Source organism: Planktothricoides raciborskii GIHE-MW2 (assembly GCF_040564635.1).
In the GTDB taxonomy this organism is placed as follows: Bacteria; Cyanobacteriota; Cyanobacteriia; order Cyanobacteriales; family Laspinemataceae; genus Planktothricoides; species Planktothricoides raciborskii.
This window is the reverse complement of record NZ_CP159837.1, coordinates 3,011,736-3,036,653: the sequence shown is the minus strand read 5'-3', so window position 1 is coordinate 3,036,653 and position 24,918 is coordinate 3,011,736. Positions and strand designations below refer to the sequence as shown.

The following is a 24,918-nucleotide window of genomic DNA, read 5'->3' as shown; positions in this document are numbered from 1 at the left end:
GGGCAACCACGGGGGGATTGCCCCTACGGCAATTCGGTTAGGATCCCCCTCCCGTCCCCCTTAAAAAGGGGGAGGCCAGAAGAGTAAATTTTTCAGATAACGATCGGCGGGTCGCCGATGCCGAATATGTTTTTGAATTCCCGAGATCCGCCAGACCCATTGAGGGACACAGAGGCTTGGTCGTCTTCAGCGGGATTGTTGTTACCCGGAGTAGAATCGGGGTCGGCTTGACCAGTAGCGGTTATCTCAGCAGTGGTGGTAATGGAGCCGCCGGAGTTGACGATAGCAGTAATAGTCAGAGGGGTACTCAGACCATCTCGGAGATTGCCCGCGTCCCACACCCCCGTACTCGGGTCGTAGCTGCCTTGGTTGGATGCGGCAGATACAAAGGTTAGCTCGGGAGGTAGGAGGTCGGTAACTTGGATACCGCTGGCAACTCCAGGCCCATTGTTCGTAAGGGTAAGAGCGAAGTTAACTAGGTCGCCGGTGCTAGGACTGGGATTATCTACAGTTTTGGTTAGCTCCAGGTCTGCGGGAGCAATCCCTGTCGGATTAACGGTTTGACTTTGAATTAGGAAATTGTTGGTTGTATTGGCATCAGCTTCATTGCTCGCTACGCTTGTAGTGCTGACTAGGTTGCCAGCAGCGATCGGGTTGACGGTAATATCGACCGTGGCGATTTCGCCGCTGCTAAGAGTGCCTAAGTTAGCAGATAGACCGCCAGCTACGCTAGATGTAGTTCCCCGACTTGCGTTTGCAGAAACGAGGTTTACTGCCGACGGTAGGCTCTCAGCGAGGGTCACGTCCGTAGCCGGAGTGGTGCCATTGTTGGCAACCGTAAGAGTATAGGTAAAGTTTTCTCCTAAGTTAGCCGGGTCGGGACTGTCAGTTCTAGAGACTGAGAGTTCGGTCGGTTCTACCGGGATTGCGTCAACTGTGGTTGTTAATATGTCAACGTCGTTGGTCGCGTCTGGATCGAAGGTGCGGCTGGTAACGCTTGCGGTGTTAGTAATGAGTCCCTCTGTGGTTGGCGCAACAGTAATGTCTATTGTTGCGTTTTGACCGCTGGCTAAGTTGCCTAGGTCAAAGGTAAGGGTGTTGTCCGATTGTGTCGCGGGCGGGATGCTTGAAGAAACCAAGGTTACGCCTTCGGGCAGAGTGTCTGTTAGCGTTACTCCCTTGGATTCTACAGCTCCGTTGTTAGTGACTGCGATCGTATAAGTCAAATTATTCCCGACGGTTGCCGGATCTGCGCTTGCGGTCTTAGTGACAGATAAATCCGCCTCTTCGGTGATGCTTACCCGTCCTGGAGAATAGCTGAAGGCAGGAGGATTATTTTCGTCCATGACCATCGCATAGATGTAATAATCGCCTGTCGGTAAGCCTTCAGTGTTCCAGACAAAGTTACCTGCTCCGTCAGTCTCTTGAAGTCCGTCAGCGATTAGTACGCCATCAAAGCCTTCGTTGTCAGTATCGTAGAACAGGGCAATCTCAGCTTCTGAGTCGGCATCAAAGGCGTTGTAGTTAATAGCTACCTGCCCACCACTGACATCTGTAGCTGGAGACGTTACCTCAATAGTAGGAGCTTCGGAGTCCCGGAAAGCGGTGTACTGCACTTGCCCTAGACCAGCAGGATCGGCCACGTTAAGATCCCAAATGCCTGGAGTTGGGTTGAGTACGATAACCCCTTTAGTAGTAGAGTCAGTAAGGTCATCAACAATCGCAATGTTGTTAGCAGCAAAGTCTGACTCGTTGAAAATAGTACCATTTGGAGCTTTCACCTGAACTGGTGCATTAGCAGCAGGATTTTCCCAATCAGCACTCATTACCATCCACTGTGTACCGGGAGCAACAGTAAAACTATTAGTTTGAGGTAAGTCTCTCGTCAAAATTTCAACCTTTCCATTAAAGAAGACTTTGATACCCGTTGTAATAGATAGGTCAGGAGCCGCTGTCAATTTTTCGGCTTTTACAGTTCTCCAAGCTGCCACAAAATCATTTGACAAATTGCTATCATTACTGAATTCGAGAACGGAGTTACCTGAAAAAGAACTATTGCCATTCGTGCCTAAAAAAGGAATAGACTCAGGAAACTTAACGCTTGCTTTACCTGCTAAGGTGAACCCTTTGGACGTGAGTTTGACACTGCCTTCTTGTGTGAGTAAGCCGTTAAGTGCCGAAAAGCCACCTGTCACCTTAACAAATTGATCTTTGAAATTAACTTCAATTTCTCGACTTTGGCTTCCTAGTAGTCCACCTAAAATTTTTGCTTCCCCCTTGACACTAGCACTATCAAAAAAATTTAACTTTAAGTCCCCATTAATCTCAGCAAGAGAGGATAAATTAACATCTCCACCAGCCCACCCAGGCAGTGGGATTGTTACCGGATTGGGGAGTTGAGGACCAAGTGTTACTTTAGCGCCCCCATTTAATTCAATATTAGGAAGGTTAGATTTTCCTGAGAAACGCTGCAATGGATCGAGGTTATCTAATTTAATTGTTCCCCCCTGAAGGAATAAGGGAGTGTCAGGAATAAGTTTGTTGAGATTGTCCACTTGAGCAGAGATTGATTTAATATCCCAGGGATCGTAGGTGGCCTGAAAATCACCGCCTATCTCTAGCCCATCTGGAAAGCGTTTAAAAGTAGCACCACCTCCAAATTCTCTGCTGATGTTGTTGAAAGTGATTCTTATGTCTTTTAGTCCGAACCCTTTCTTCAAATCGATATCCCTCTTGATGGTAAGCGCTCCGTTTATTCCGACTTCTGGCAACCCATCTCCATTAGCATCTTCGCTAATTTGAATAAAGTTATCGCCAGAAAGATCGGCAACGACTTCAGAAACTCCGAGAGGGTTATCAGGAAGACCTAAAGCAAGCTTTCCTTGAAGCTTCAGCTTGTCTTCTGGAGCTACATACTCTAGGGATAAATCTGAAAGCTCTTTGACTGTAAGTTGACCAAACAATTTGAAATCTTTGAGATTTTTGTTTGAAGCCAACTTAAGGCTTTGACCAATGCGTAACCCATTGTTATCAATAAACAGAGTGTCAGGTGCGGGTAATTGTATATCAAAACTGCCTAAATCTGTAGGCAGTTTAAATACAGAACCTAAACCAATTCCAGTTGGAGTCAGACTTATACTGTTAAAATCAATATCCAAATCAGCAAGTTTAAACTCATTTGGCAAGCTTCCGGTTTCCTGGAGTGAGGATGTGACCGCCGTGTTAAACGAAATTTCAAAGTTGCCCCGAAACAAAGGCTCGGCTACATTGCCAATTTCAGAAAAAACTGTTCCATCCGTTATTCTGAGACTCTTGTCGTCGTATTCCGCAGTGGCTCCTTCAACCCTGAGCATTCGAGGAATTCCATTTTGTCCAGTTCGTCCAATCAGGATGGTTCCCTGAGCGTCGCAATCGCCATCCCCGTCAGTATCCTCGAATTTACCGCCAACCACTTCGATGTTCAAAGGAGTTGTATCCGCACAGCCATCAACATCTACGGTGTATTCCCACTCTGTATTTGGATTGTCCAGATTAGCGGTTAGAACTGATGTTATTTCCTCTGAGTTTCCGCTGAAGGGTACTTTTACCGTCCTGAAGCCGTCTGTACCGACAAAACCAGAGTCAAATATTACGTTTCCTTCGTACTGAAGCTGTAGTCTGTCAGGAATTGTAAAGGTTTCGTAGGAAAGAGTGACCGTTCCTTGTTTTGTTCCTAAGTTGATGTCTGCGGTGTCCCCCTCTGGGCCGCCAGCGTCCGAGTAGGGAGCGTTTACTGCCTGCTCGATCGCCACCAATTGTCCATCCAACCAAACAGTCGCGCTGTCATCCTCAGCCTTTAACGCCTGTAACTCTGCCCCACTCAGGCTTTCTCCTCGAACTACTGCCGAAAAAATTGCCCCTTCATCTCCAAAGGCATCTGTAACGTTAATCTGCCAATCTACTCCATGACCGATTTCTTCCAACAGAACATTGGCAACCGCTCCAACATTACCTTCCTCCAGCAACTCTTGAGAAAGATAAATCTTATTGCCTTCCCCGGCAAATGCCCCCAAAGCCCCATTAATTTCCACCGTGGGACGAATCTCAATCTCTGGAATACCGCTAAAATCTCCCGTTTCCCAAGCCTTCGCCAACGCCTCCGTCGCCGCAACATTCCGACTTTCCCCAAACGCCAGATTCATCTTCTCGTCAAAATCTGCGATTGTGGCAAAATTAGCCAGGTGACTTTCCGCAACTCCCCGCGCCTGCTGTAGCGTTTCCTCGGCGCCAGTTATCGGGTCTTCTTGCCCGTCGCCTTGCCCTTTGGCACTTGCGAATAAATCCTCTAAATTTCCTACTTGCCGATCGCCCCTTGGCAAAGGTGAAAATAGATCGTTGCTCGTTTTTGCCGCGAAATCGAGATGGCCTAAGTATAAATTACTATCAAACCCCAATTCGGCGCCAAAATTCGATCGCGGATCTGCCATAGGCAGATCCGCGATCGAATCGGTAGGATTGACTGTCCGATTAGGATCGAGAAAATCTAACGGAGTGACTTCGCTCGTTGGCAGCAGTGCAAAACTATCCATGTTTCTGCTCCATTATCCTTGAGTATGATTACGGGCTGGGCTAATTGGTTTTCAACTATATATCGTCTGAATCATAAAAAGTTCCCTAGGGCGTATTTTTGTATTAATTCTTAACATTTTGCGAATCTTTGTATGCAGGCAAAACAATAACGTAAGCCCGATAAATACTTGCTTTCCGAGGCATTACGCAATCCCGCTATCTTTGGCAAAAAATAAGTCTTGATTTCTTGACAATTTGCCAATTGTTCCCACCAGTGTGACTAAATGTGAAAAATGATCCCTTGCAATAAATAATGGCGATCGCGCCCAAATTCCCTGGTGGCAATTGTGTATCAAGCTTTGGTTAATTCTGGGGTTTTGACTGCGGTGAATTCTAATTATATTGTCTCCGCATAATTGCCCCGTTTGTGTGAGAAAGTATTAAATAAACCCGGTTTCTGATTGATTAATCAGGTAGGCGATCGCTTACCTGATTTTTTGTGAAATATTCCCCGCTAAAAAATCTCATATTGCCAACAATAGCGATTAAAGCTGATATCGAAGAGGTAACGATTTCAGAAATAACGACTGATTGCGGAGAGTCCATAATAAATTAGCTAAAATATTCAGAGAAAGCGATCGCGACGAGAGGTCTAGCATTATGACTCAAGCTGTCGAAAGAGTAACCGAGGTGGCGATCGAGCAACCTCCAGAACAAGCACAGCCGTCAACTGAACCGAAGTTAACTTTTGCCGAATATCTCGATTACGAGGGAGAACCGGACGTTCTCTATGAATTATTCAGGGGTCAACTCATACCAATGCCAGCACAAAGTCACTTACATACCAATATTTGCAAATTTCTGATTTACAAGTTACAGCGCTACTTTGCTGAGAAAAACTTGAATTTAGTCGCCAACTCTTTAGGGACGGGCGTTCGCACCGCCGAAAATTCATCGCGAATTCCTGATGTAGTAGTTTGTAGCCAAAGTGTTTGGCAAGAAGTGATTTCGCGTCCGGGTGCTGGGGTTTTAGACTTTGCGGAAAAGCCGATTTTAGTGGTAGAAATTGTCAGCAGTAATCGCCGAGATGATTATATCATTAAACGGAGCGAATACGAACTGGCAGAAATTCCCGAATATTGGATCGTAGACCCCCAAAAGAAACGAGTGAGAGTGTTTGCCACTACTCAGGAAGAAGGATATAGCTGGGTTGATTTTAGCGAAGATATTTCAATAGTTTCGGAGCAGTTTGACCAGCTTGATTTATCGGTGCAAGAATTACTTAATCCGCCGGTAGTGGAGCAATTAATTAAGCAGGAACAAGCGAAAATTAAAACTCTGGAACAAGAAGCCCAAACCGAACGCCAACGGGCGGAAACTGAACACCAACGGGCAGAAACCGAACGCCAACGGGCGGAAAATGAACGCCAACGGGCGGAAAATGAACGCCAACGGGCGGAAAAATTAGCCCAGCGGTTACGAGCAATGGGAATCAATCCAGAAGAAATCGATTAAAATTCTCGATTAAACTCATCAATGAAATAGCGATCGCCCTGATAAATGCCATTTTTAGAACAGGGGCGATCGCGATCTTAACCCTGAGATTTCACCATTTACAAACCCTCACATCGGCCTTTACCTGACTGCCATAATTGGCGATCGCGAATTAATCAACCACAGACAAAATACATAATGTAGAGGCGAGAAAGCGAATCGTCTCTACATTATGGCGTGGTTTACTCGTGAGTATGTTGTATCACTCCGAGTCAGCTTATTGAGGAGTTGGGAAATTTACCATGAAAGCGCTAAAAGTCTGGTAGATAGAAAAAAACAATAGCGGAATCAAAGATTCCGCTATTGTCGCCGACCACCAATGGTTTATTGGGTTGCGGTATCCGTGGCTGATGCCTTATTTTGAGATGGATTGAGTTACGAGCGCTCGCAAATTTCTGGGTTTTGTTCTTTTAGATATTGTTGATAAACAGGGTTTAGCTGAAATAATCTTTGTTTTTCCCGTTGGATATGCTCCAAAAATAACCGTCGTCTTAGAGATTTCACGCCATTTAATAAGTCGGAATCCGCTAAATTAAGTTTTTGGCCAAGTTGCGGTAAACTGACTGGCGCATCAAGCGCTGTAAACTCAATCATAATCGCCTGTTCTTGTGGGGTTAATCGCTGCCATTGTCGCTGGATTGCTGCTTTCAAAGCGTCGCAAATAATCAAGCTTTTATATTCTAGGAAATCAGCAACATTCCCGGCAAATAAGTCCTGAATCATCATCGCAGTCATCTCTAACCAAAGAGGATTACCTTGGTAGAGATTAATTAGCTTTTCCCACTGGTCTTCATCGGATAATTCATATTGTTTTAATATTTCTTTTGCAGCAATGCCTAAACCACCTAATACTAATGAGCGAACTGCGCGATCGCCTTTTTTCAACTGGGTAAATTCTTGGAGTTGTTCAGCAGTAATTAATAGGAAACAACTGGAGTGTTCTATTTCGGCAATTCGTTTGAAAAATAGCGGATAATTCTCCAGAGATGGTTGATATTCCCCGGCTAATTTTCCTGGGCTAAACAGCATTTGCACGTCATCCAGGATAATCAAGCATCGATGCTGGCGGAGATATTTGAAGAGTTGGGATATTTTGTTTTCAAGCTGTTGGGGAATTTCTGTGGTTTTGCCGAAGTTTTCTAGCAGGTTGGTGAGGGTAGTTTCTAGGGTGGGAGAAAAGCAAAGGGTTTGATAGATAATATAGTCAAAATTAATTTTGATTTGGTCAATTAGCCGGAGAGATAGCGCAGTTTTGCCGATGCCACTCATGCCCAAAAGTTCCACAATCCGGCAACGGTCTTGTACTATCCAATGTTCTAGGGTGTTCAGTTCGGTGGTGCGACTGTAGCAAGTAAGAATCGCCGGTGCATCATCTAAGTTTATCTGGGGTTCAGGTGGTGTGTCTGGGGAGGATTGGGAAGATGTGGGCGATCGCTCTTGGTCAGTAAAAATGTTAATATTATTGATCGTCGGATTAGTATGACAGATTACTGAAATTGCTGGAGTAAAATTATTACTATTACTTCTTTGACTGGTTATTCTTAGACTCTTAAATACAGATTTAAAGTTAGACTTGGTAACTTTCTCCCCTAATGCTGATGAGAGAGTATGCCATAATTCATGTCCGACATTTTTAACATGACTTTCACTAAAGCCATTTTCCTTGGCAATTTCTGGATAAGTTTGACCTTGAAGAGTACCTTTGAGGACAGTTTTTTGTAAATGCTCTAGCTTCTTCCCCGTTTTAGCAAAAACCAGAGATTCGGCTTGTTTTAATATATCCTCAACATCCATAAAATAACGACTTCATCCTAAACTTTACCTGAGTTTACCATACTTTTCGTACTTTTCGTACTTTTACGGGGTGACTATTGTTCGTACTTTTCATACTTTCCCCTGTGGACTACTCTCTTATACTAGAAATTATTGTTGGGTTGTCATTAGCTAAATTAATATTTTTCACCAAAAAAATACAAAAATACTATGAGTGACCAACTGCAAGTTTTTTTCCTGGAAGCTGTTCAAAAATTGGTAGCAGAAGTTAGCAACAAACGGCTGGTTTTTTTTGTGGCTGGTGGTACAGGATGGGGAAAATCTAGTACGGTAAATTCATTACTAGATCGAGAACTCTGTCCAGTTAATGACGATGAACCACAAACAGCCGAGGTTACTGGGCATGACTTTGAGATGAATGGGGTTAAAGGAACTATCTTTGAGACTCCTGGTTTCTGCGATGGCAGTGGCAACGATCAACAATATATAGAAATGATTCGTTCTAAGGTTAGGAATCCTCACGCGATGTTATATGTCTCAAGATTGGACGAAACCAGACCAGAGGAAGATCGGCAAGTTATCAAGATTATTTCTGAGGCATTAGGCAATAGTATTTGGGAAAACACTGCGATCGTGTTTACTTTTGCTAATCATGTTAAAGCTTCAGACTATAAAAGGAAATTGGATAAGAGAAAACAAGAAATTCACGACCTCATCAAAAAAGAACTCATAAAACATTATATATATGATTCTAATATAGCGTATAATATACCATCCGTGGCAATAGATAATCACAGTAAAACAACACCTGATGGGAAGGAATGGCTAGGATTTTTTTTCACAGCCATAGTAAAAAGAGTGTCTAAAGAAGGTACTATTGCCTTACTAGCAATGTTAACTGATAGCATAAGCCAGCGGACTATTTTTGATAAATATCAAAAATCAATTATTAGGAAAAAATTTATTGAGGCAGTTATTCAGTCGTCAGGAATAACCATTACCATTGGCATGACGGTGACAGCAATTGTCAACGCTCCTTTAATCCTAGGCTTTTCTGGAGGGGGAATAGTAGGAACTCTCATAGGATGTTGGTTGTCTGAAAAAAAAGATGTCGATTAGATTATCTCTCCACAATTTGGCAGAAAAGCGATCGCTCCTTTCCCCAAAGCACAAACCGCCGCATTTTATCGCAGATAAAACAACCTGTAGGGGCGAAGCATTTCCGCCATAAATCTTTGGTTTTTTCCGATAACTTATCGGCGGAAATGCTTCGCCCTGGCATCGGGGTGATGACGCGATCGCCCATTTTTCCGCGCGATCGCCTCAATTAAATGGATTCAAGATACTCAACCCATCAATGCGCTTAAAATCATCAACATTACGAGTCACCAATATATATCCCTGAACCAAAGCACAAGCAGCTATGAGAGCATCGGCTAATTTGACGCGATCTCGGCGAATTTTAGTTGCAAAGTCTAAGATGGATTCTGTCAAGGATACCCGATTAATTTGCCTCAAAAAATCACGCATTAAATTCGCTTCATCCTCAGTTAACGCCGAGTAGCAAAGTAATTCTATCCAACTAATCGGGCAATAAAATCCCTGAGCCACGCTATTTTTAATCTCATCAAAAACAGGTTTAACTGCTAAATTTCCGTTAAAGTAATAAATCAGGATATTGGTATCCAGTAGATATTTCTTACTCATCCCATTCTTGTCTTAGCTTACGCTGAAACTCAACCGGATCCACGCGCTGAGGCAAAAACCCAAACCATCGATCTAAATCTGGTTGAGTTGGCAACTCTTGACGCTCGTCCCGCGTTTTGACTGTAGCTTGTTGCTGAATGAGTGCGGTTAGGTCTTCTAACAGACGATCTTGCTCATTAGGGGTTAAATTTTGAGCTTGACTTAGTAGCTCCTGATAAGTAGACATAACTATAATCAATTTCTGGCTATCATTATTATTATAGCAATAGTTCTGTCTTTAAAAGACAGCGATCGCCCATCTTCATCCTGCGATATGCCTTTATGACATAACCTCCTGTAGGGGTCCGCGCATTTCGGCAGTAAATCTTGGGTTTAAACCAATAACTTATTTACCGAAATGCGCGGGTTCTTACTCTATCGGAGTGATGGCGCGATCGCCCCTAAATATCTGGGCGAAGCATTCCGGTATTAAGATTAAAATTTTCACCTATAAATATCTGGGCGAAGCATTCCGGTATTAAGGTTAATATTTTAAGCAATAGATATCTGCCGTAATGCTTTGCCCCTACAAGGTTAATATTTTCACCGACATATATCTGTAGGGGCAAAGCATTTCCGCAGTAAATATTTGATTTTAACTGATAACTTATCGGCGGAAATGCGCGGGTCCTAGCATCGGGGTGAGAAAGCGATCGCATTTTTTACCGGCGATCGCGCTTCAGTTAATCATAAATTTCTCGGCGATGTCCAATCTGGTAAATCTAGTAATTTCTGTTTCACTTCTTGTTTAACTTCCAAACCGGCATATGGATCGCCAAAATATTCTTCTAAGCACTGTTCAACAGTGTGGCGAATCAAGTCGCGCAGTTGCTCAACGGTCATATCTCTGACTTGCATCTTCATCTCCTGGTCTGTGCGAAGATAGAACTTATTATAACCAATTTTAAACATTTTCGTCGCATAAGTTAATATAAAATCGGATAAAATCTTAAAGACTAGATATTTAGATTTGCTAAAGCCGGAACTTGAAATCATATAAAATGACACAAAATTCATCTTACCAAGGCTGGAACATTACGGAAGCAGAAAGAGAAATTTATCGAAAGCGTTCCCAGGCATCGAGTCAAGCCAAAGCCAAAGCCTTGCGAGGAGAAGGGCAAACTCCGATTCATCCGATTAATCAACCCAAACTCAACCCAAAAACTCTGATGCCAAAATTAGCCAATAACGGGTTAAATGCTCTTTCCTTATTTAGTGGAGGTGGCGGATTAGATTTAGGATTTGATCGCGCTGGCTTCAACCATATTGCTGCATCAGAAATTATCCCAGATGCGGCAATAACTTTAAAGCAAAATCGCCCGGATTGGCAAGTTTTTTCTGGAGAAGATGGCGATGTCACCAAAATAGATTGGCGTCCCTATCATAGGTTAGTTGATGTGCTGCATGGTGGGCCACCTTGCCAGCCATTTTCGGTAGCGGGTCGCCAAAAAGGTCAAGCGGACAGCCGGGATATGTTCCCAGAATTTGTCCGGGCTGTTTTAGAAATTGAACCACGAGCATTTGTGGCGGAAAATGTCACAGCTTTGGTAGGAAAAAAGTTTCAGCGATATGTTGAAGAAGTCATAGAACTTCCTTTGACTCAAAAATATCATTTAATAAAATTTATTTTATCTGCTCCTGATTTTGGCATTCCCCAAATCCGCAAGCGGGTTTTATTTGTGGGGTTTAGAGATGAGAAAATCGCGGCAAACTACCAGCGACCGCAGCCAACTCACTCTTGGCAAGATTTACCAGCAAATAATGCTCATAAACCAATTCAGCTTAATCTGTTATCCCAGGAAATATCTCAGGAAATATCTCAGGAAAATTTTGTCAAAAAACGCTGCATGGGAGTCCGCGAAGCGTTGGGATTACCAGATATTGGCTTTGATGGGTTAGCGCCAACAATTCGCAGTGGTTTAACCGGGCCGCGTCATACCACATCGATATTAAGTAGTGTGTCTGCCCAAAAGGTTTGGGAAAAACTACAAATTTGGCCGAATGGAGTAGCAGCAACTCGTGAAAAAGCCCATTTATTTGTGGCCGAAAATGGTCATTTTCGCCTATCGGTTCCTGACTGTGCAATAATGCAAGGATTTCCAGAGTCTTGGTCTATTTATGGGGCAGTTTATATGGCTTTAGGGCAAATTGGTAATGCAGTTCCCCCACCAATGGCTTATTGGGTGGCGGTATCTGTGGCTGAGGCGTTATTAAGTAGTTCTTGACGGACTAATTCTCGTAACCTTTGAGCATGGTTGGTGGTGATGCGCTCCCAACCATGAAAATATGAATCCGGAATGTGAGGATTATTTAACGTAGAACCTCTTTGTAATAAATATCGGCATCTATCTTGCAAAATAGAAAGCATTCTTTCTGGAGAGTAGCCCATTTCCATATCCATTTTATCGCGATATTGCTGCATAGAATATTGTTTTTTTTGTAGCTGGCGAGCGTCTTCGATTGAGTACAGTTCTTTTTGACCGAGCATTTGATAGAGAACCTCTTTAGTGATGAGTTCTGGAAGCAGATCAGCCAGCTGATAATCTAACTGAATATAGGCGGCTTTTTCCTGGATCCAAGGAGCCATTGCTTTGGGAGATCCATACAAGCAGTATTTGATGGTTTTTCCTCCAGGTTCATAAAAGCCAAATAGCCAATGTTTGCCTTGCCATTTGTTTATATGGTCAGGGCTAAAATCTCGAACGGTGGTGACAGATGATTTGGTGGTGGATTTCAACTCAAAGGCAATTTGCTGATTGGCAAAATTTAAAATGGCATCCGTTCCGCTACGAGTAGCGTTAGCCGGCTTTTCTAGTTGAAATAAAGTAATCAGTTCATTTTCACGGCGATCGTCTTGAACAGTCATTTTGTCTCTGGGTATTACAGTATTTTTTTCAGACTTATGGAATTTTTATCTTGAATAGACCATAGATATCTATAGGGTGTAGGGGGAGAAGCATAACCGCATATATGTTATTGATTCAAAGCAGAAGCCAAGGGCGAAGCATTCCGGTATTAAGGTTAATATTTTAACCTAGAAATATCTGCGGTCATACTTCGCCCCTACACCGTTCTATTTATCGGCAAAACCCTGTATATTTTACCGAATTAACCCAAGACCCAATTCACCAGAGTTCGCACCGCAAAACCCGTGGCACCGGCAGGATTATACCCTTTATCTTTATCAGTCCAAACGGGACCGGCAATATCCAAATGTGCCCAAGGAGTTTTGTCCACAAATTGCTTCAGGAATAAGGCGGCAGTAATCGAACCACCGGCACGGGGGCCAGTATTTTTCATATCCGCATGAAGGGCTTTTAAGCCTTCAAAATATTTGTCTTCCAACGGCATCCGCCAGTATTTTTCCCCGCCTTTTTCCCCAGCGGCTAATAGCTGATTGGCTACCGCATCATCGGGACTCCATAAACCAGCAATATCGTCACCCAAAGCCACAACACAAGCGCCGGTTAAAGTGGCTAAATCCACGATCGCATCTACCCCTAATTTATCCGCAAATACCAACGCATCGGCTAAAGTTAACCGTCCCTCGGCATCGGTATTATTGACTTCAATAGTTTTGCCATTGGAAGCGGTGAGAATATCCCCTGGGTGCATGGCATGACCGCTAATCATATTTTCCGTAATTGCAGAAATAAAATGCACTTCTACATCCGGTTTAATTAAACCGATCGCCTTTGCTGCCCCAAAAGTAGCTGCCGCCCCGCCCATATCCATTTTCATGGTTTCAATACCACCTTGGACTTTGATATTTAAACCACCAGAATCAAAGGTCAAACCTTTACCCACGATCGCCAATTTCCGGCGCGGAGTTCCTTCAGGTTTATAAGTAATATGAACAAATTTCGGCGGCAAATCCGAGGCTAAAGCCACTCCCAAAAAAGCGCCCATGCCCAATTTTTCACAGTCAGCTTGTTCCAGAATTTCGATTTCCAGACCATACTCAGAGGCGATCGCCTGGGCAGTTTCCGCCATTGTCACTGGGGTGCAAGTATTCGCCGGGGCATTCACCAGTTCCCGCGCTAATTTGACCCCTTCCACAATCTGTTGTCCCAGGGCGATCGCCGCATCTTGACCCGCGAACCCCAGCAAGTCAACTTGTTCGATTTCCCCATTAGACTCTTTAGACTTTTCCGACTCGGACTTAAAGCGACTATCTTTATGCAGGGCTAACTCCACCCCTTCCGCGATCGCCTGGGCTGTAGTCCCCGCATCCCCAAATACTGGCAAGCTAATCCCCAAAGTCTTACACTTTTGGCTTTTAGCGGTTTTCGCCGCCGCCCCAGCCGCCAGACGGATCCCATCCAACTTCAGACTATCTTGCTTACCCAAACCAATAGCGATAATTTTGCGAATGGCGCTACCCCCACCCACGCGGGCTGCCACGCTGCTGCCTTCTTTGCCTTTAAACTCATTTTCGGCAATCACTTCGGCTAAAGTGCCGCCCAACTTTTGATCCAACTCAGCTAAATCGCCGGTTAATTCCACCTGTTCCTCAAATAAGCCAATGGCGAGGGCATCTCCTGACCAATCCAAACGTGGCGTATCGATCGCGTTAAATTTCATAACCAATCCTTCTTTGTAGACCATTGTTTCCTATGACATCTTTATCTGGCTGACGTGCCAAAAAACGATGCATTATGCTATGCCAATCGGGAATTTTCCCATTCAGGCAGAAACAACACTTCGTTATAAACTGTAACAAAATATTGAGTACAATTATGCATCTGGGGATGATGACTACTCGAAACCCCTGGAAACTTTAGAAATCATTCGGCTCATCGGGAAAAGCGACCGCTAGGCGATCGAGTTGTTCTTTGAGCTTTTCCAGATTTAATAATCGCAAGCCAAAACTCAGATAAATTTTTGCTCCCGGAGGAATTATCTGACGCGATCGCCCATCCACCGCTGCCCAGCCTGCGGGAGGTTGATAGAGATATCCCAGTTCTTCTTCTAAAACCACCAAACATTGCCCTGATTCATTACATAAATGGAGTAAAAGCACCGGGGCTTCGCGAACAGTTCTGCCGGTAAAAATCGGATTCATATAATAGAAAACTTGATGAGTTAACGGCCAAGAATACTCAGATATTTGAAACCGTTCCCGAACTACGAGCGATCGCGTCCCATCTAGCCGTTGGCGAATTTCAAATGATGCTTTAAAATATTGGGCAGATGCCACAGTGGATAAAATCAACAAGGCAAAAGCCGCGCTTAAAAAAGGTGTAAATCCGGGAAAGCCAGTCTTTCCCATAAAAATATTGACCAGTAAAAATACCAAAACCACAATTGCCAAAACTAATGGCATCAGAAAATATTTTCTCTGCGGTTCAGGAATCGCCGTCCATTGCAGTAAAACCCGCTCAGGTAAAATTGTTCCAGACATAGGAAAAAAGACCAAAATATGATAAGATATTTCTATAGATTATTAACTATAAAATTTTACCACAGAGACACAGAGAACACAGAGATAAAAATAAATTTGCTAAAAATCCGTGAAAGTGCTCGGTGTTGTCTATAATATTTAATAACTGGTAAAAAAGCATTCTCAATAGTCTAGCTTTTTACCAATTGTCAAATAAATTTAGAGGTAATAATTCATGTCTTCTGAAGACCGGAAAACTACTGGGGCTGATGCCGTTGATGAGGCGATCGCCCAAGGAATCGACCTAGATGGCAGTCCCATTCCAGCGGCTAAACTCAGCCTTTACCATCAAGTCATGGGTTTAGAAGGCAACCGTCAACGCAGTGGAGTGAGCAACACCATGCGTTCTCGGATTGTCCGCATTGGCGCCAAACATATTCCCCAAGAGGAACTAAATCAAATGCTGATTTCAGCGGATTTTGCCCCGTTAAAGGAAAAAGAAATTTTATTCTATTACGGTGGTAAATAAATCTAATTTTTTCCTAAATTAGACCATTACCGAATCAATATAGCGGTTTTCATTGGATTACAGAGTTTTTTTGGATTCCCGCGCAGGCGGGAATGACAGTTTTTTTTGTACTTCATAAATCCGCAAAGTGCTATATTTAGACTGTGAACCAAGCCGAGGATTGCAGTTAGTTTGTAGGGGCAAAGCATGACCGCAGTCATTTTTGATTTCAAAACCGATAAATTATCAGCGGTCATGCTTTGCCCTTTACAGCGCAGTAAATGATCCAATTTAGCCGATCTATCTGTCTTGGATGGGGGTATTTTTTACTCCCTACAGCAGTTTTCTGCCCTTGTAAACCACACCCGTCGGGGATTAAAATCCCCGACTGTAGGGGTCAACGGCCGTTGACCCTTACAGTCGGTTAAAACCGACTAATCATGCTTGGTAGGGGTCAACGGCCGTTGACCCGTACAACAGCCGTTGACCCATACAGAATTTTAGTCGGTTTTAACCGACTTGCGCTGTTAGCCAGGGAATTAATTCCCTGGCGGTTAATTGACAGGCGATTAATTCCCTGGCGGTTAATTGACAAGCGATTAATTCCCTGGCGATTAATTCCCTGGCGGTTAATTGACAGGCGATTAATTCCCTGGCGGTTAATTGGCGGAAGGCTGTGGTTTATTCAATAAAAAATTGCTGTAAAAGACTCAGAAAAAAACTCAAAAAAAGACTAATAAAACCCGGTTTATTGCCCTTTCTCGTGATATTAATCAAGAGATTGTGGCAGAAACCGGGTTTTTTTGTGGTACTGACCTACAAAAACAGATAAGCCCTAAATGTTAGTCAATCACTAAATTTTTAGAGCTTAATTTAGAGCTTAATTTAGTGCTTAATTATTAGTAGGTTTCAACGTGCCAGCGATGTTCTTTCTTCAGTTGCTTCTGGTACTCACTCCAGTCCACACCGAACTTACCAGCGGCAGCAGACATCCCTTCATCAATGCCACCTTCCATACCTTTTAGACCGCAAATGTAGGTGTGAGTATTGGTGTTCTGAAGTAGTGGCCACAGATCGTCAGCCTTTTCTTTAATCCGGTCTTGGATATACATCTTGCCGCCTTCGGGATTTTTCTCTTCCCGGCTGATCGCACAGGTCAAGCGGAAGTTATCGGGGAATTGCTGTTGCAGTTCTTCGAGTTCTTGACGATAGAGGATATTCGCGGTGAAAGGAATGCCAAAGAACAACCAGGCTAGACCTTTGAACTTGTAGTCTTCGTGCTGTTCTTTAAACATCCGCCACAAGAAAGCGCGGAATGGGGCAATCCCCGTCCCGGTAGCAATCATAATAATGGTGGCGTCTTCATCGTGGGGTAACAGCATTTCTTTACCCACGGGGCCGGTAATGGCCACATCCGCACCAACTTCCAGGTTGCACAGGTGAGTAGAGCAGACTCCATAGACGGTTTCACCACTTTCTGGGTGCTTGTATTCTAATTGACGCACGCAGAGAGAAACGGTCTTGTCATCCACATCATCCCCATGACGGGTAGAGGCGATCGAGTATAAACGCAACTTGTGCGGTTTGCCTTGATTGTCCACTCCCGGAGGAATAATCCCAATACTTTGACCTTCCACATAGCGCAGGTCGCCGCCAGAAATATCAAATTTTAGGTGACGAACTGTGCCGACACCGCCCTCAGCAACCAGTTCTTCGTTGCTCATGCACTTGCCAATATAGGGATTCTTGGGACGGTAAATGTTGACCGGAATATCATCTTCGGCTTTTTTCTTAGATTTCTTTTCCGTCGCAGGCTGGGTTTCAACCTTGGGCTGGGTTTCAACTTCTAAGCTGGTATGAACAGTCTGATTGACAGACCCAGGACGAATACTGACAATCTGACCCCCCATCCGCATAATGCGTTGCATTTCTTGGTTCATGCGGTTGTAAGGCACGGTGATAAACGTGCTACCACTGCGACGAATGGAGTAGTTCGGGTTATCCGCTTTGTCGCTTTGACCCAGACCCACCACTTCATAGACAAATAGGCGGTTGTCAGATTCCGTATTCGCTGTGCTACCAATGACGTTTGGATTGTACATATTTTTTAATTTTGCAAAAGTTGACTTAGGATTTTGCCGTCAGATTACTCATAGACTGCCATCAGCAACCCAACCAGATTTGTATCACAGTTGCGATCGCCGATCAAAGCGTTGTTGATGACTGACTCAGACCGTAAAATCTTACGGAGTCGGTTGCCATCCACCAAAATTTCCCTGGTTCCCAGTTACCCGGTAATCACCTGGGGACTGATATTCACAATCTCACCACCCATCAAAGCCCTTCGTTTAAGGGATCCGTTTACTGGTTGATTCATCGGTTTGTCCGGCTGGTGTCAGGCATAGGGATGAACATACAGCGGAACTGAAGGCTTTAGTCCAGCAGCCCCTTTTCCCTAAGCGCCGACCTGAGCCACCCAGACCGATCGCCTCTTACCAGAATCAACGGTTGCCCGCTGTTGGCCTTCTGACCAACGACCCTGGGATGGTACATCAGATGAATTTCTGATAACTTTACTTAACATTTTGCAGCAATTTGGCTCAGACAAACATCAAAAATTTGCCAACCAGTGATTTAATTGTGGAAATTCAGTGCGAGGCAGTGGCGCCTGAGTCCCCTCGACCGCGATCGAGCGATTTCACGCAGGGATGAAGAAATTTAACCCAGATCGTCATTGGCGAGGGTTAATTAACAGAATAAAATAAGTTACGCAAGCCGTAACATATCCGTATAAAATCAATTTTACTGTGTCTAAATACTCGATTAACCTTAGCATAGGTACTTAAAGCGATATAGAAAGAGGGAATCTATGACGAGTAAGCCGGATCGTGTAGTGCTAATCGGGGTAGCTGGAGACTCCGGATGTGGTAAATCTACGTTTTTGCGCCGTTTGGAAGATTTGTTTGGCAAAGAACTGATGACCGTTATCTGCTTGGATGACTATCACAGTTTAGACCGCCAACAGCGGAAAGAGCAGCAGGTGACAGCCCTTGACCCCAGGGCGAATAACTTTGATTTGATGTATGAGCAAATTAAAGCGCTCAAAAGTGGTCAGGCGATCGATAAGCCAATTTATAACCACGAAACCGGAAAAATCGATCCCCCAGAACGGATCGAACCGAATCACATTATCGTGGTTGAAGGACTTCATCCTTTGTATGATGAGCGGGTACGCGGTCTGTTAGATTTCAGTGTTTACCTGGACATTAGCGATGAAGTTAAAATTGCCTGGAAGATCCAACGGGACATGGCAGAACGCGGTCATCGTTATGAAGATGTCCTGGCTTCGATTAATGCCCGTCGTCCAGATTTTGAGGCTTACATTGCTCCCCAGAAAGGTCATGCGGATGTGGTGATCGAAGTGTTACCCACCAATTTAATCCCAGATGACAAGGAGCGTAAGGTTCTGCGGGTGCAAATGATCCAACGCTATGGACTAGAAGGGTTGGATCCTGCATATCTGTTTGATGAAGGCTCCACCATTGACTGGATTCCTTGCGGTCGCAAGCTGACTTGCCCTTATCCGGGCATTAAGATGCACTATCGCCCAGATTCCTATTATGGCCATGAAGTTTCTATTCTGGAAGTGGATGGTCAGTTCGAGAATCTAGAGGAAATGATCTATATTGAAAGCCATTTGAGCAATACTTCTACCAAGTTCTATGGTGAACTGACTGAATTGCTGATGCAGCATCGTGACTATCCCGGATCCAACAATGGTACGGGTCTGTTCCAAGTGCTGGTTGGCTTGAAAATGCGGGCGAAATATGAAGCTTTGACCGCTCGCGAAGCCCGCGTGACTGCCCAGGTCTAAAGTCGAAATCTTAATTATCTCAGTAAAATGATTTCAGCGCGAAAGGCGAGCGCTCGCCTTTCGCGCTTTTCTTTGGCTTCACTGGATTTAACATAACTTTTTTTAATTTTTTTAGTTTTTTCTATGAGAAATTAAAATTAACGGCGGATTTTTTCCGATTAAAATAAAAATATTCGGCGATCGCGCCAAACATCTTGTACGATGTAACGGTGTAAGTAGTCCTCTACATTTTTGGTTACTAAACTCACTTATCAGCATGAGTTTCTCACTAAAGTGACTGAAATATTTGTCACACAGTGATTTCAGACGGATCCTGGAGACAACCGTGCTAAAAATTTTGAGTCTTACAGAGTAAATTCAGCAGAATTGTCCGGAAGTTGGGGTGAAATCTCTGTTGAAATTGAAGAAAGAACTTTTTGGCTTGGGACGTTTTATTGTCATAAGTCAAAGATTTGTTTAACACCAGGGTGTCATTGCTAGGAAATGCGGTGAATTGTAGGGTATTGAACCTATTTTACATATGAAATTTGAAGATATTTATCAATTTTTTCGCGATCCTCCGCCAGTTTATCTGACTAAAGAAGTGACTGTCTGTTATGTCCTTTCCGTCTTGGCTCAGGAGGATTCTTATGGCACCGAACTGATTCAGAAACTAGAACGTGAATATATCGTCTATCGTCTTTCTGATACCGTGCTTTATAGTGCGCTGAAATTTCTGGAAGCAGAAAACGCCATTCGAGGTTATTGGAAAAAAGTAGACGGACGCGGACGGCCTAGACGAATGTATCAAATCCATCCAGAATGGATACATAAAGCTCAGGAATTGAGTCATCTGTGGCGAGAGTATGTGAAGAATGGTTGGTTTTGCTCGGAAACAAATAAGTATCCTGTACCGATGCAGCAAAACATCCGCTAATCAGTTAAACCCACCAGGCGCTTTCCGTTTGGTGGGTTTTTGTTAAGGGAACAGGGAACAGGGAACAGGGAATAGGGAATAGGGAACAGGGAACAGGGAATAGGGAACAGGGAATAGTGAATAGGGAACAGGGAATAGTGAATAGTGAATAGTGAATAGTGAATAGTGAATAGTGAATAGGAAAACTCTCTCTTCTATCTTCTCTCTTCTCCGAACCCCGTTCCCTGATAACTGTTCCCCTTTCCTCAATCAACAACTAACAACCAACAACTAACAACCAATAATATGAATCGGGTGATCTATATTCATGCCTATCCTTTGGCAGAGGCGAAGAAATTAGCGAGCGATCGCCAAATCAGCGTGATGACGCCGACCCCACAAGCGGCGCGATCGCTTTCTGTGGCTCATTTTTCTCTGGAAAATTTGGCGAAACAAATTATCGGCAAAAATCAGTTTGCCGAAGTTCCCCTTCTGACCGCACACCGCTATTTACGAGAAACTGTTCGGCAAGTGCTATCCACTACAGATGTTGAGGGAACAACTCGCAAAGTTGCACCTATTTTAAAAGAACTGCTGAAAATCGGTGATTGGCAAGCTATTGGTAAGTTGACCCCACCCCCCCAAAAACATATTGAACTGCCAGGACGGTTTCAGCCTTTGGTGAATTTAGCTGAAATATATCAGCAACGGTTGAGAGAGAAAAAACTGCTGGACTCGGCGGAAATTTTATGGTTTGCTTCGCAATTAAATCCAATGCGGCAATCTTTGCTGGTTTATGGCTATGATTTTCCCCTGATGGATCAACTGCAATTTGTGGATGCGGTAGCGGGCGATCGCTCTGTGTGGTTTTTGCCGGTGGAGAATCATCCCTTATTGTCAGAAAACCAAAAAGCGATGTTGCATCCGCAACGCTCCGCGATCGCGTGGCTGCAAGAAAGGGGATGGCAGATTAAAAATGATGTTAAAAATGATGTTAAAAATGATGAAATTGTCCAGGAAGTCGCGGCAAATACTAACCATCAAAACCCCAACCATCCGGGCAAATACTTATCCCAGAAATTTTTAGGGCTGAGTGACTCGGACCCTCCGGAACCAAAAGAGTCAAATCCGGCAAAAGTTTATGCTTATCCCCATTTAGAAGCAGAAGTGCGGGGGATTTTAGCCCTAGTCAAAGAACAGTTATTACAAAAAGTACCCTGTCACCAAATCGCGATCGTGGCACGGGATGAAAATATTTATGGGCCAATGATTTTGGACATTGCCTGGGAATACGATTTGCCGATTCGGGCTTTGTATTCTATTCCTTTAACCGCCACTCGTTTAGGCAATTGGATCGAAACTTTGGGTCAGGTGGCGATCGCTGATTTGCCCTTTGAACCGACCGCAAAACTGTTAACTCATCCCTTATGTTCTGGTTTACCCCCAGAATGTTGGGTCAGGGCGCGGAAAATGCATCCCTCTGGACTGAAAAAGTGGCAAGAAATTCTTCAGCCGAAAGGGGATGAAAAGGTTTCCACCAGTCAAGCGGTAGATTTATCGGTGGATTTATCGGTGGATTTATCGATATTATCTTGGCCAAGTCAGGATACTAGAGAAAATTGGGTAGAACGTTTACAGAATATCTTCAAAGCTTTTAATCTGCGGAAACGGGCGGCAAGATGGGCGCGGGAGGCGGTGGCATATTATCAGTTTCAGGAAGGATTGGTGCATCTGTCAAAACCAGAAACAGAAATCTTGACCATTGAAGAGTTTATTCAAGAAATTTCTCAGCTAATGGCATTGTTGATGGTGCCTGCGGCCCCCGGACGCGGCGGCGTCGAACTGCATACTCCCGCTTCTTTGGTGGGAACTGAGTATCAATCGGTGTTTGTGTTGGGAATGGCGGAGGGAATTTTGCCTGCCCCTGTGGTGGATAGTCCGGTTTTGGATTTTCGCGATCGCCAATTGTTGCGGCAAAGGGGCATTCCCCTGGCTAATGCGGTGGAAACTGCCCAAAGAGAAGCCCTGAATTTTTATGGCTGCCTGAAAACTGCTGCCCAAAATCTGATTTTTTCCTATCCTCAAACTCAGGGTTCAACGCCAATGTTGCCTAGTCCTTACATTGCTAGATTAGGTTTGGAAGTAGAAGCCGCCCCGCCCTTGCCTGTAGCCAGCGTCCAAGTGTCTCGACAAGTTGAGTTAGGGGCAAAAAGGGTTGCTGCGGTTGGCGACCTACAAAGTATAGGCGTTTCCCGAAACACCCCGGAAGCAGATCCGATTCTGAACCATGCTTATCATTGTTGGACCGTGGAGAAACGCCGAGAAAGCAGCCAACCCCCGGATGAGTATGATGGGGCGATCGCGATCGGCTTAGATCCAGACGAATGGGAATTTAGCGCCTCTCAACTGACGAACCTGGGTCAATGTGCCTTTAAATGGTTTAGCCACAAGCAGTTACATTTACTCGACCTGGAAGAAGCGGAAGAAGAACTTAGCAACAGTTTACGCGGGCGACTCTACCACAAAACCCTAGAACTTTCCGTAGAATCCGCTGCCGGTTCTGAGGGCAAAAATTTTGTCGCCACGGCGATCGAACAGTTAGAAACCGCGTTTTCACAGGCAGAAAAAGCCGAAAATTTAGATAAATTGCCCCCGTTGCCCGGTTGGAAAGCCCGCCGTCAAGAGCATTTAACCCTATTACAGCGGGCAGTATCCGCACCAGAATTTCTCCAGGAAAATACAGAAATTCTGGCGACGGAAAAAAAATTTACCGGCACTTGGTATGGTCTGAAAGTTAAAGGCACCGTAGACCGAGTGGATCGCACTCCCGAAGGATTGGCGATCGTGGACTATAAAACCAGTTCCTCTCCCCCCAAAGGGGCAAAAGATGCCAACGGTCAAGCCAAGCTGGATATCCAGTTACCGTTATATGTACAAGTTGCAGCCAAGGACTTATTTCCTGGGCAAGCTGTCACCAATGCTTACTATTACTCCCTAACCAAGGGGAAAATTTTAAAAGAAGTGGCGATCGATGAGATCGATGAGACGGCTTTGGCAGAGTTTGCCGAAAATGTGAAAAGACGACTGCAACAAGGTCACTACCCCGTAGACCCAGACCATAAACGAGATGCTTGTCAATATTGTGACTATGATTTGGTTTGTCGGCAGGGCAGCCGTCTCAGTCGCAAGTGAAATGTAAAATTAAACAATTAACCGGACTTACGCAACGCCTCTGTAGCCTCTGTAGGGTGTGTTAGCGGCAGCGTAACGCACCCGTGTGTGTTAGCGGCAGCGTAACGCACCAATAAAACGCACCAATAAAACGCACCAATACAGCAATTTTCTCCGCGAGTAAACCAGAAATATCTGTAGGGGCGAAGCATTCCGGCAGTGTAGGGGCGAAGCATTCCGGTAGATAAATTATTGCTTAGAATATTAAATGGACTGCCGGAATGCTTCGCCCCTACGGAATGCTTCGCCCTAGCGTGGTTCAGTAAGAAAGAAAACCGCTGTAAAATGTGGAGTAGCTGCGTAAGTCCTGCAAAATTTTAAATTAATTTCCTGAACATGATTAAGCCGCAGTTTCCAAGATTGCCCCTTGATTTTTGAGGGCAATTGTCAAATCCGGGGATAGACCCACGACTTGAGCAAAGTAAGTATCTTTGACCAAAGTATGCTTCAGATTGGCTCCATTCAATTTAGTGTGATTCAAGCGGGCATCAACCAAGTCAGCCCGAAACAGGTTGGCACGAGACAGGTCGGCATAGCTAAGGTTCGCAAGACTCAGATTTGCCCCACTTAAATCCGCCTCACTTAAGTCAGCACCACTTAAGTCCGCTCCGCTTAAGTCCGCCCCAACCAGGTTGGCGCCACTGAGGTCTGCCCCACTCAGGTTGGCACAACTTAAGTTAGCCCCAATTAAGTCCGCATGAAATAGGTTAGTGCCAATCAGTTTAGCTCGATAGAGGTTGGCGCGGAATAAGTGGCAGCGAAATAAGCTGGCACCACTGAGATCCGCCCCATTGAAATCCGCACGGAATAAGTCTAAATCCCGAAAATCTCTCTGTCCCGCAGCGTAAAGAGTTAAAAGTTCGTTAGGATTCATATCGTGAATAAAATAATCTTGTTTTTATGAGTAATTGTATCCTATTTATTTTTAGGCGATCGCCCTGTTCCTGAACAATTATCCTTTTACTTACTTAAGTGAGAAAAATCCAGTTTCGGGAGATAATATTCAGTCTCCCCCGAAGGAGAAAAATAACCGAGAGAAATAATTTTCCCAAAAATTTCTGAAAAGACTTGTGTTTTTATGGCAAGTTATGTTATATCTATATCTCGCGGGCGATTAGCACAGTGGTAGCGCACTTCCTTCACACGGAAGGGGTCACTGGTTCGAGTCCAGTATCGCCCATTTAAAACAAACTCTTATAGGCTAAGGCTTTAGGGGATAATTTTGCCTGACCTGATATTGGGTTACCTTGTTTTTCCTCAGTATATCCAGTTACTCAATTTTTGCTCATAGTGCAGGTGACTAGGCGCGATCGCGGCTTATGGTCTGCTAAAAAAATCGCAGAGGAGTCGATCGCTCAACTCCTCCCTGATGGCACGATCGATTAATCAACGGTTGTTTAGAGCGG

General features: G+C 44.3%; 20 protein-coding genes and 1 tRNA gene. 9 read left to right on the top strand and 12 right to left on the bottom strand.

Translation table 11 applies throughout. The annotated features are described in order from the left end of the window. Positions 1 to 92: 92 nt before the first annotated feature. On the bottom strand, positions 93 to 4,568 hold the full coding sequence (locus ABWT76_RS12810) for a hypothetical protein (RefSeq protein ID WP_354636212.1): 4,476 nt from the start codon (positions 4,566 to 4,568) through the stop codon (positions 93 to 95). A 640-nt stretch (positions 4,569 to 5,208) separates the two neighbouring features. On the opposite strand from ABWT76_RS12810, the gene ABWT76_RS12805 reads away from it, so the two are divergent. Then, on the top strand, positions 5,209 to 6,063 hold the full coding sequence (locus ABWT76_RS12805) for a Uma2 family endonuclease (RefSeq protein WP_354636211.1): 855 nt from the start codon (positions 5,209 to 5,211) through the stop codon (positions 6,061 to 6,063). A 414-nt stretch (positions 6,064 to 6,477) separates the two neighbouring features. Here the strand turns inward: ABWT76_RS12805 and ABWT76_RS12800 are convergent, their stop codons facing one another. After that, entirely contained in the window at positions 6,478 to 7,896 is a 1,419-nt protein-coding gene (locus ABWT76_RS12800) for an NB-ARC domain-containing protein (RefSeq protein WP_354636210.1), read from the bottom strand. A 189-nt stretch (positions 7,897 to 8,085) separates the two neighbouring features. Between ABWT76_RS12800 and ABWT76_RS12795 the strand changes: the two genes are divergently transcribed. Beyond that, entirely contained in the window at positions 8,086 to 8,994 is a 909-nt protein-coding gene (locus ABWT76_RS12795) for a GTPase (RefSeq protein WP_190880808.1), read from the top strand. A gap of 1 nt (position 8,995) precedes the next feature. Here the strand turns inward: ABWT76_RS12795 and ABWT76_RS12790 are convergent, their stop codons facing one another. From ABWT76_RS12790 to ABWT76_RS12775, 4 genes are all read right to left on the bottom strand, one after another. Beyond that, the gene (locus ABWT76_RS12790; protein ID WP_190880810.1) at positions 8,996 to 9,181 is read right to left on the bottom strand and encodes a hypothetical protein; all 186 of its coding nucleotides are present in this window, start codon (positions 9,179 to 9,181) and stop codon (positions 8,996 to 8,998) included. A 17-nt stretch (positions 9,182 to 9,198) separates the two neighbouring features. Further along, a complete protein-coding gene (locus tag ABWT76_RS12785; RefSeq protein ID WP_190880812.1) occupies positions 9,199 to 9,582 on the bottom strand; it encodes a type II toxin-antitoxin system VapC family toxin in 384 nt (127 codons plus the stop codon). After that, a complete protein-coding gene (locus tag ABWT76_RS12780; protein ID WP_054469980.1) occupies positions 9,575 to 9,808 on the bottom strand; it encodes a hypothetical protein in 234 nt (77 codons plus the stop codon). The genes ABWT76_RS12785 and ABWT76_RS12780 overlap by 8 nt, the downstream gene beginning before the upstream one ends. A 500-nt stretch (positions 9,809 to 10,308) precedes the next feature. Next, positions 10,309 to 10,479: a hypothetical protein gene (locus ABWT76_RS12775; protein WP_190880816.1), complete on the bottom strand. Its 171-nt coding sequence runs from the start codon at positions 10,477 to 10,479 to the stop codon at positions 10,309 to 10,311. A 143-nt stretch (positions 10,480 to 10,622) separates the two neighbouring features. On the opposite strand from ABWT76_RS12775, the gene ABWT76_RS12770 reads away from it, so the two are divergent. Continuing rightward, the gene (locus tag ABWT76_RS12770) at positions 10,623 to 11,846 is read left to right on the top strand and encodes a DNA cytosine methyltransferase (protein ID WP_054469977.1); all 1,224 of its coding nucleotides are present in this window, start codon (positions 10,623 to 10,625) and stop codon (positions 11,844 to 11,846) included. Here the strand turns inward: ABWT76_RS12770 and ABWT76_RS12765 are convergent. The 3 genes from ABWT76_RS12765 to ABWT76_RS12755 all read right to left on the bottom strand — a co-directional run bounded on the left by ABWT76_RS12765 (position 11,798) and on the right by ABWT76_RS12755 (position 15,025). Continuing rightward, on the bottom strand, positions 11,798 to 12,487 hold the full coding sequence (locus tag ABWT76_RS12765) for a hypothetical protein (RefSeq protein ID WP_054469976.1): 690 nt from the start codon (positions 12,485 to 12,487) through the stop codon (positions 11,798 to 11,800). The genes ABWT76_RS12770 and ABWT76_RS12765 overlap by 49 nt on opposite strands. Positions 12,488 to 12,729: 242 nt before the next feature. Beyond that, complete coding sequence (locus ABWT76_RS12760; protein ID WP_054469991.1) at positions 12,730 to 14,205, bottom strand: leucyl aminopeptidase; 1,476 nt, start codon at positions 14,203 to 14,205, stop codon at positions 12,730 to 12,732. Between the two features lie 196 nt (positions 14,206 to 14,401). Next, positions 14,402 to 15,025: a hypothetical protein gene (locus ABWT76_RS12755; RefSeq protein WP_190880818.1), complete on the bottom strand. Its 624-nt coding sequence runs from the start codon at positions 15,023 to 15,025 to the stop codon at positions 14,402 to 14,404. Positions 15,026 to 15,239: 214 nt separating this feature from the next. On the opposite strand from ABWT76_RS12755, the gene ABWT76_RS12750 reads away from it, so the two are divergent. Both ABWT76_RS12750 and ABWT76_RS12745 read left to right on the top strand, forming a co-directional pair. Next, positions 15,240 to 15,533, top strand: coding sequence for a DUF4090 family protein (locus ABWT76_RS12750; RefSeq protein ID WP_054469974.1), 294 nt, complete (start codon positions 15,240 to 15,242; stop codon positions 15,531 to 15,533). A 443-nt stretch (positions 15,534 to 15,976) separates the two neighbouring features. Continuing rightward, entirely contained in the window at positions 15,977 to 16,204 is a 228-nt protein-coding gene (locus tag ABWT76_RS12745; RefSeq protein WP_190880820.1) for a hypothetical protein, read from the top strand. 207 nt (positions 16,205 to 16,411) lie between these two features. Here the strand turns inward: ABWT76_RS12745 and petH are convergent, their stop codons facing one another. Next, positions 16,412 to 17,614: a ferredoxin--NADP reductase gene (petH, locus tag ABWT76_RS12740; protein ID WP_190880822.1), complete on the bottom strand. Its 1,203-nt coding sequence runs from the start codon at positions 17,612 to 17,614 to the stop codon at positions 16,412 to 16,414. A gap of 353 nt (positions 17,615 to 17,967) precedes the next feature. Further along, positions 17,968 to 18,096: a hypothetical protein gene (locus ABWT76_RS12735; protein WP_277926335.1), complete on the bottom strand. Its 129-nt coding sequence runs from the start codon at positions 18,094 to 18,096 to the stop codon at positions 17,968 to 17,970. 285 nt (positions 18,097 to 18,381) lie between these two features. Between ABWT76_RS12735 and ABWT76_RS12730 the strand changes: the two genes are divergently transcribed. From ABWT76_RS12730 to ABWT76_RS12720, 3 genes are all read left to right on the top strand, one after another. Then, positions 18,382 to 19,386 (top strand): phosphoribulokinase, encoded by a 1,005-nt coding sequence (locus ABWT76_RS12730; protein ID WP_190880824.1) that lies wholly within the window; start codon positions 18,382 to 18,384, stop codon positions 19,384 to 19,386. Positions 19,387 to 19,906: 520 nt separating this feature from the next. After that, on the top strand, positions 19,907 to 20,302 hold the full coding sequence (locus tag ABWT76_RS12725) for a PadR family transcriptional regulator (protein WP_054469970.1): 396 nt from the start codon (positions 19,907 to 19,909) through the stop codon (positions 20,300 to 20,302). Positions 20,303 to 20,587: 285 nt separating this feature from the next. Next, a complete protein-coding gene (locus ABWT76_RS12720; RefSeq protein ID WP_054469124.1) occupies positions 20,588 to 23,473 on the top strand; it encodes a PD-(D/E)XK nuclease family protein in 2,886 nt (961 codons plus the stop codon). Between the two features lie 379 nt (positions 23,474 to 23,852). Here ABWT76_RS12720 and ABWT76_RS12715 read toward each other — a convergent pair whose 3' ends face one another. Further along, a complete protein-coding gene (locus tag ABWT76_RS12715) occupies positions 23,853 to 24,386 on the bottom strand; it encodes a pentapeptide repeat-containing protein (protein ID WP_054469123.1) in 534 nt (177 codons plus the stop codon). Between the two features lie 234 nt (positions 24,387 to 24,620). Between ABWT76_RS12715 and ABWT76_RS12710 the strand changes: the two genes are divergently transcribed. Beyond that, positions 24,621 to 24,692 (top strand) — tRNA-Val (locus tag ABWT76_RS12710). Positions 24,693 to 24,918: the final 226 nt, after the last annotated feature.

Bases quoted from the DNA above. Each gene is read 5' to 3' on its own strand.
- ABWT76_RS12810 (WP_354636212.1), bottom strand. From the start codon at position 4,568: ATGGATAGTTTTGCACTGCTGCCAACGAGCGAAGTCACTCCGTTAGAT.
- ABWT76_RS12805 (WP_354636211.1), top strand. From the start codon at position 5,209: ATGACTCAAGCTGTCGAAAGAGTAACCGAGGTGGCGATCGAGCAACCT.
- ABWT76_RS12800 (WP_354636210.1), bottom strand. From the start codon at position 7,896: ATGGATGTTGAGGATATATTAAAACAAGCCGAATCTCTGGTTTTTGCT.
- ABWT76_RS12795 (WP_190880808.1), top strand. From the start codon at position 8,086: ATGAGTGACCAACTGCAAGTTTTTTTCCTGGAAGCTGTTCAAAAATTG.
- ABWT76_RS12790 (WP_190880810.1), bottom strand. From the start codon at position 9,181: ATGGGCGATCGCGTCATCACCCCGATGCCAGGGCGAAGCATTTCCGCC.
- ABWT76_RS12785 (WP_190880812.1), bottom strand. From the start codon at position 9,582: ATGAGTAAGAAATATCTACTGGATACCAATATCCTGATTTATTACTTT.
- ABWT76_RS12780 (WP_054469980.1), bottom strand. From the start codon at position 9,808: ATGTCTACTTATCAGGAGCTACTAAGTCAAGCTCAAAATTTAACCCCT.
- ABWT76_RS12775 (WP_190880816.1), bottom strand. From the start codon at position 10,479: ATGCAAGTCAGAGATATGACCGTTGAGCAACTGCGCGACTTGATTCGC.
- ABWT76_RS12770 (WP_054469977.1), top strand. From the start codon at position 10,623: ATGACACAAAATTCATCTTACCAAGGCTGGAACATTACGGAAGCAGAA.
- ABWT76_RS12765 (WP_054469976.1), bottom strand. From the start codon at position 12,487: ATGACTGTTCAAGACGATCGCCGTGAAAATGAACTGATTACTTTATTT.
- ABWT76_RS12760 (WP_054469991.1), bottom strand. From the start codon at position 14,205: ATGAAATTTAACGCGATCGATACGCCACGTTTGGATTGGTCAGGAGAT.
- ABWT76_RS12755 (WP_190880818.1), bottom strand. From the start codon at position 15,025: ATGTCTGGAACAATTTTACCTGAGCGGGTTTTACTGCAATGGACGGCG.
- ABWT76_RS12750 (WP_054469974.1), top strand. From the start codon at position 15,240: ATGTCTTCTGAAGACCGGAAAACTACTGGGGCTGATGCCGTTGATGAG.
- petH (WP_190880822.1), bottom strand. From the start codon at position 17,614: ATGTACAATCCAAACGTCATTGGTAGCACAGCGAATACGGAATCTGAC.
- ABWT76_RS12735 (WP_277926335.1), bottom strand. From the start codon at position 18,096: ATGTTAAGTAAAGTTATCAGAAATTCATCTGATGTACCATCCCAGGGT.
- ABWT76_RS12730 (WP_190880824.1), top strand. From the start codon at position 18,382: ATGACGAGTAAGCCGGATCGTGTAGTGCTAATCGGGGTAGCTGGAGAC.
- ABWT76_RS12725 (WP_054469970.1), top strand. From the start codon at position 19,907: ATGAAATTTGAAGATATTTATCAATTTTTTCGCGATCCTCCGCCAGTT.
- ABWT76_RS12720 (WP_054469124.1), top strand. From the start codon at position 20,588: ATGAATCGGGTGATCTATATTCATGCCTATCCTTTGGCAGAGGCGAAG.
- ABWT76_RS12715 (WP_054469123.1), bottom strand. From the start codon at position 24,386: ATGAATCCTAACGAACTTTTAACTCTTTACGCTGCGGGACAGAGAGAT.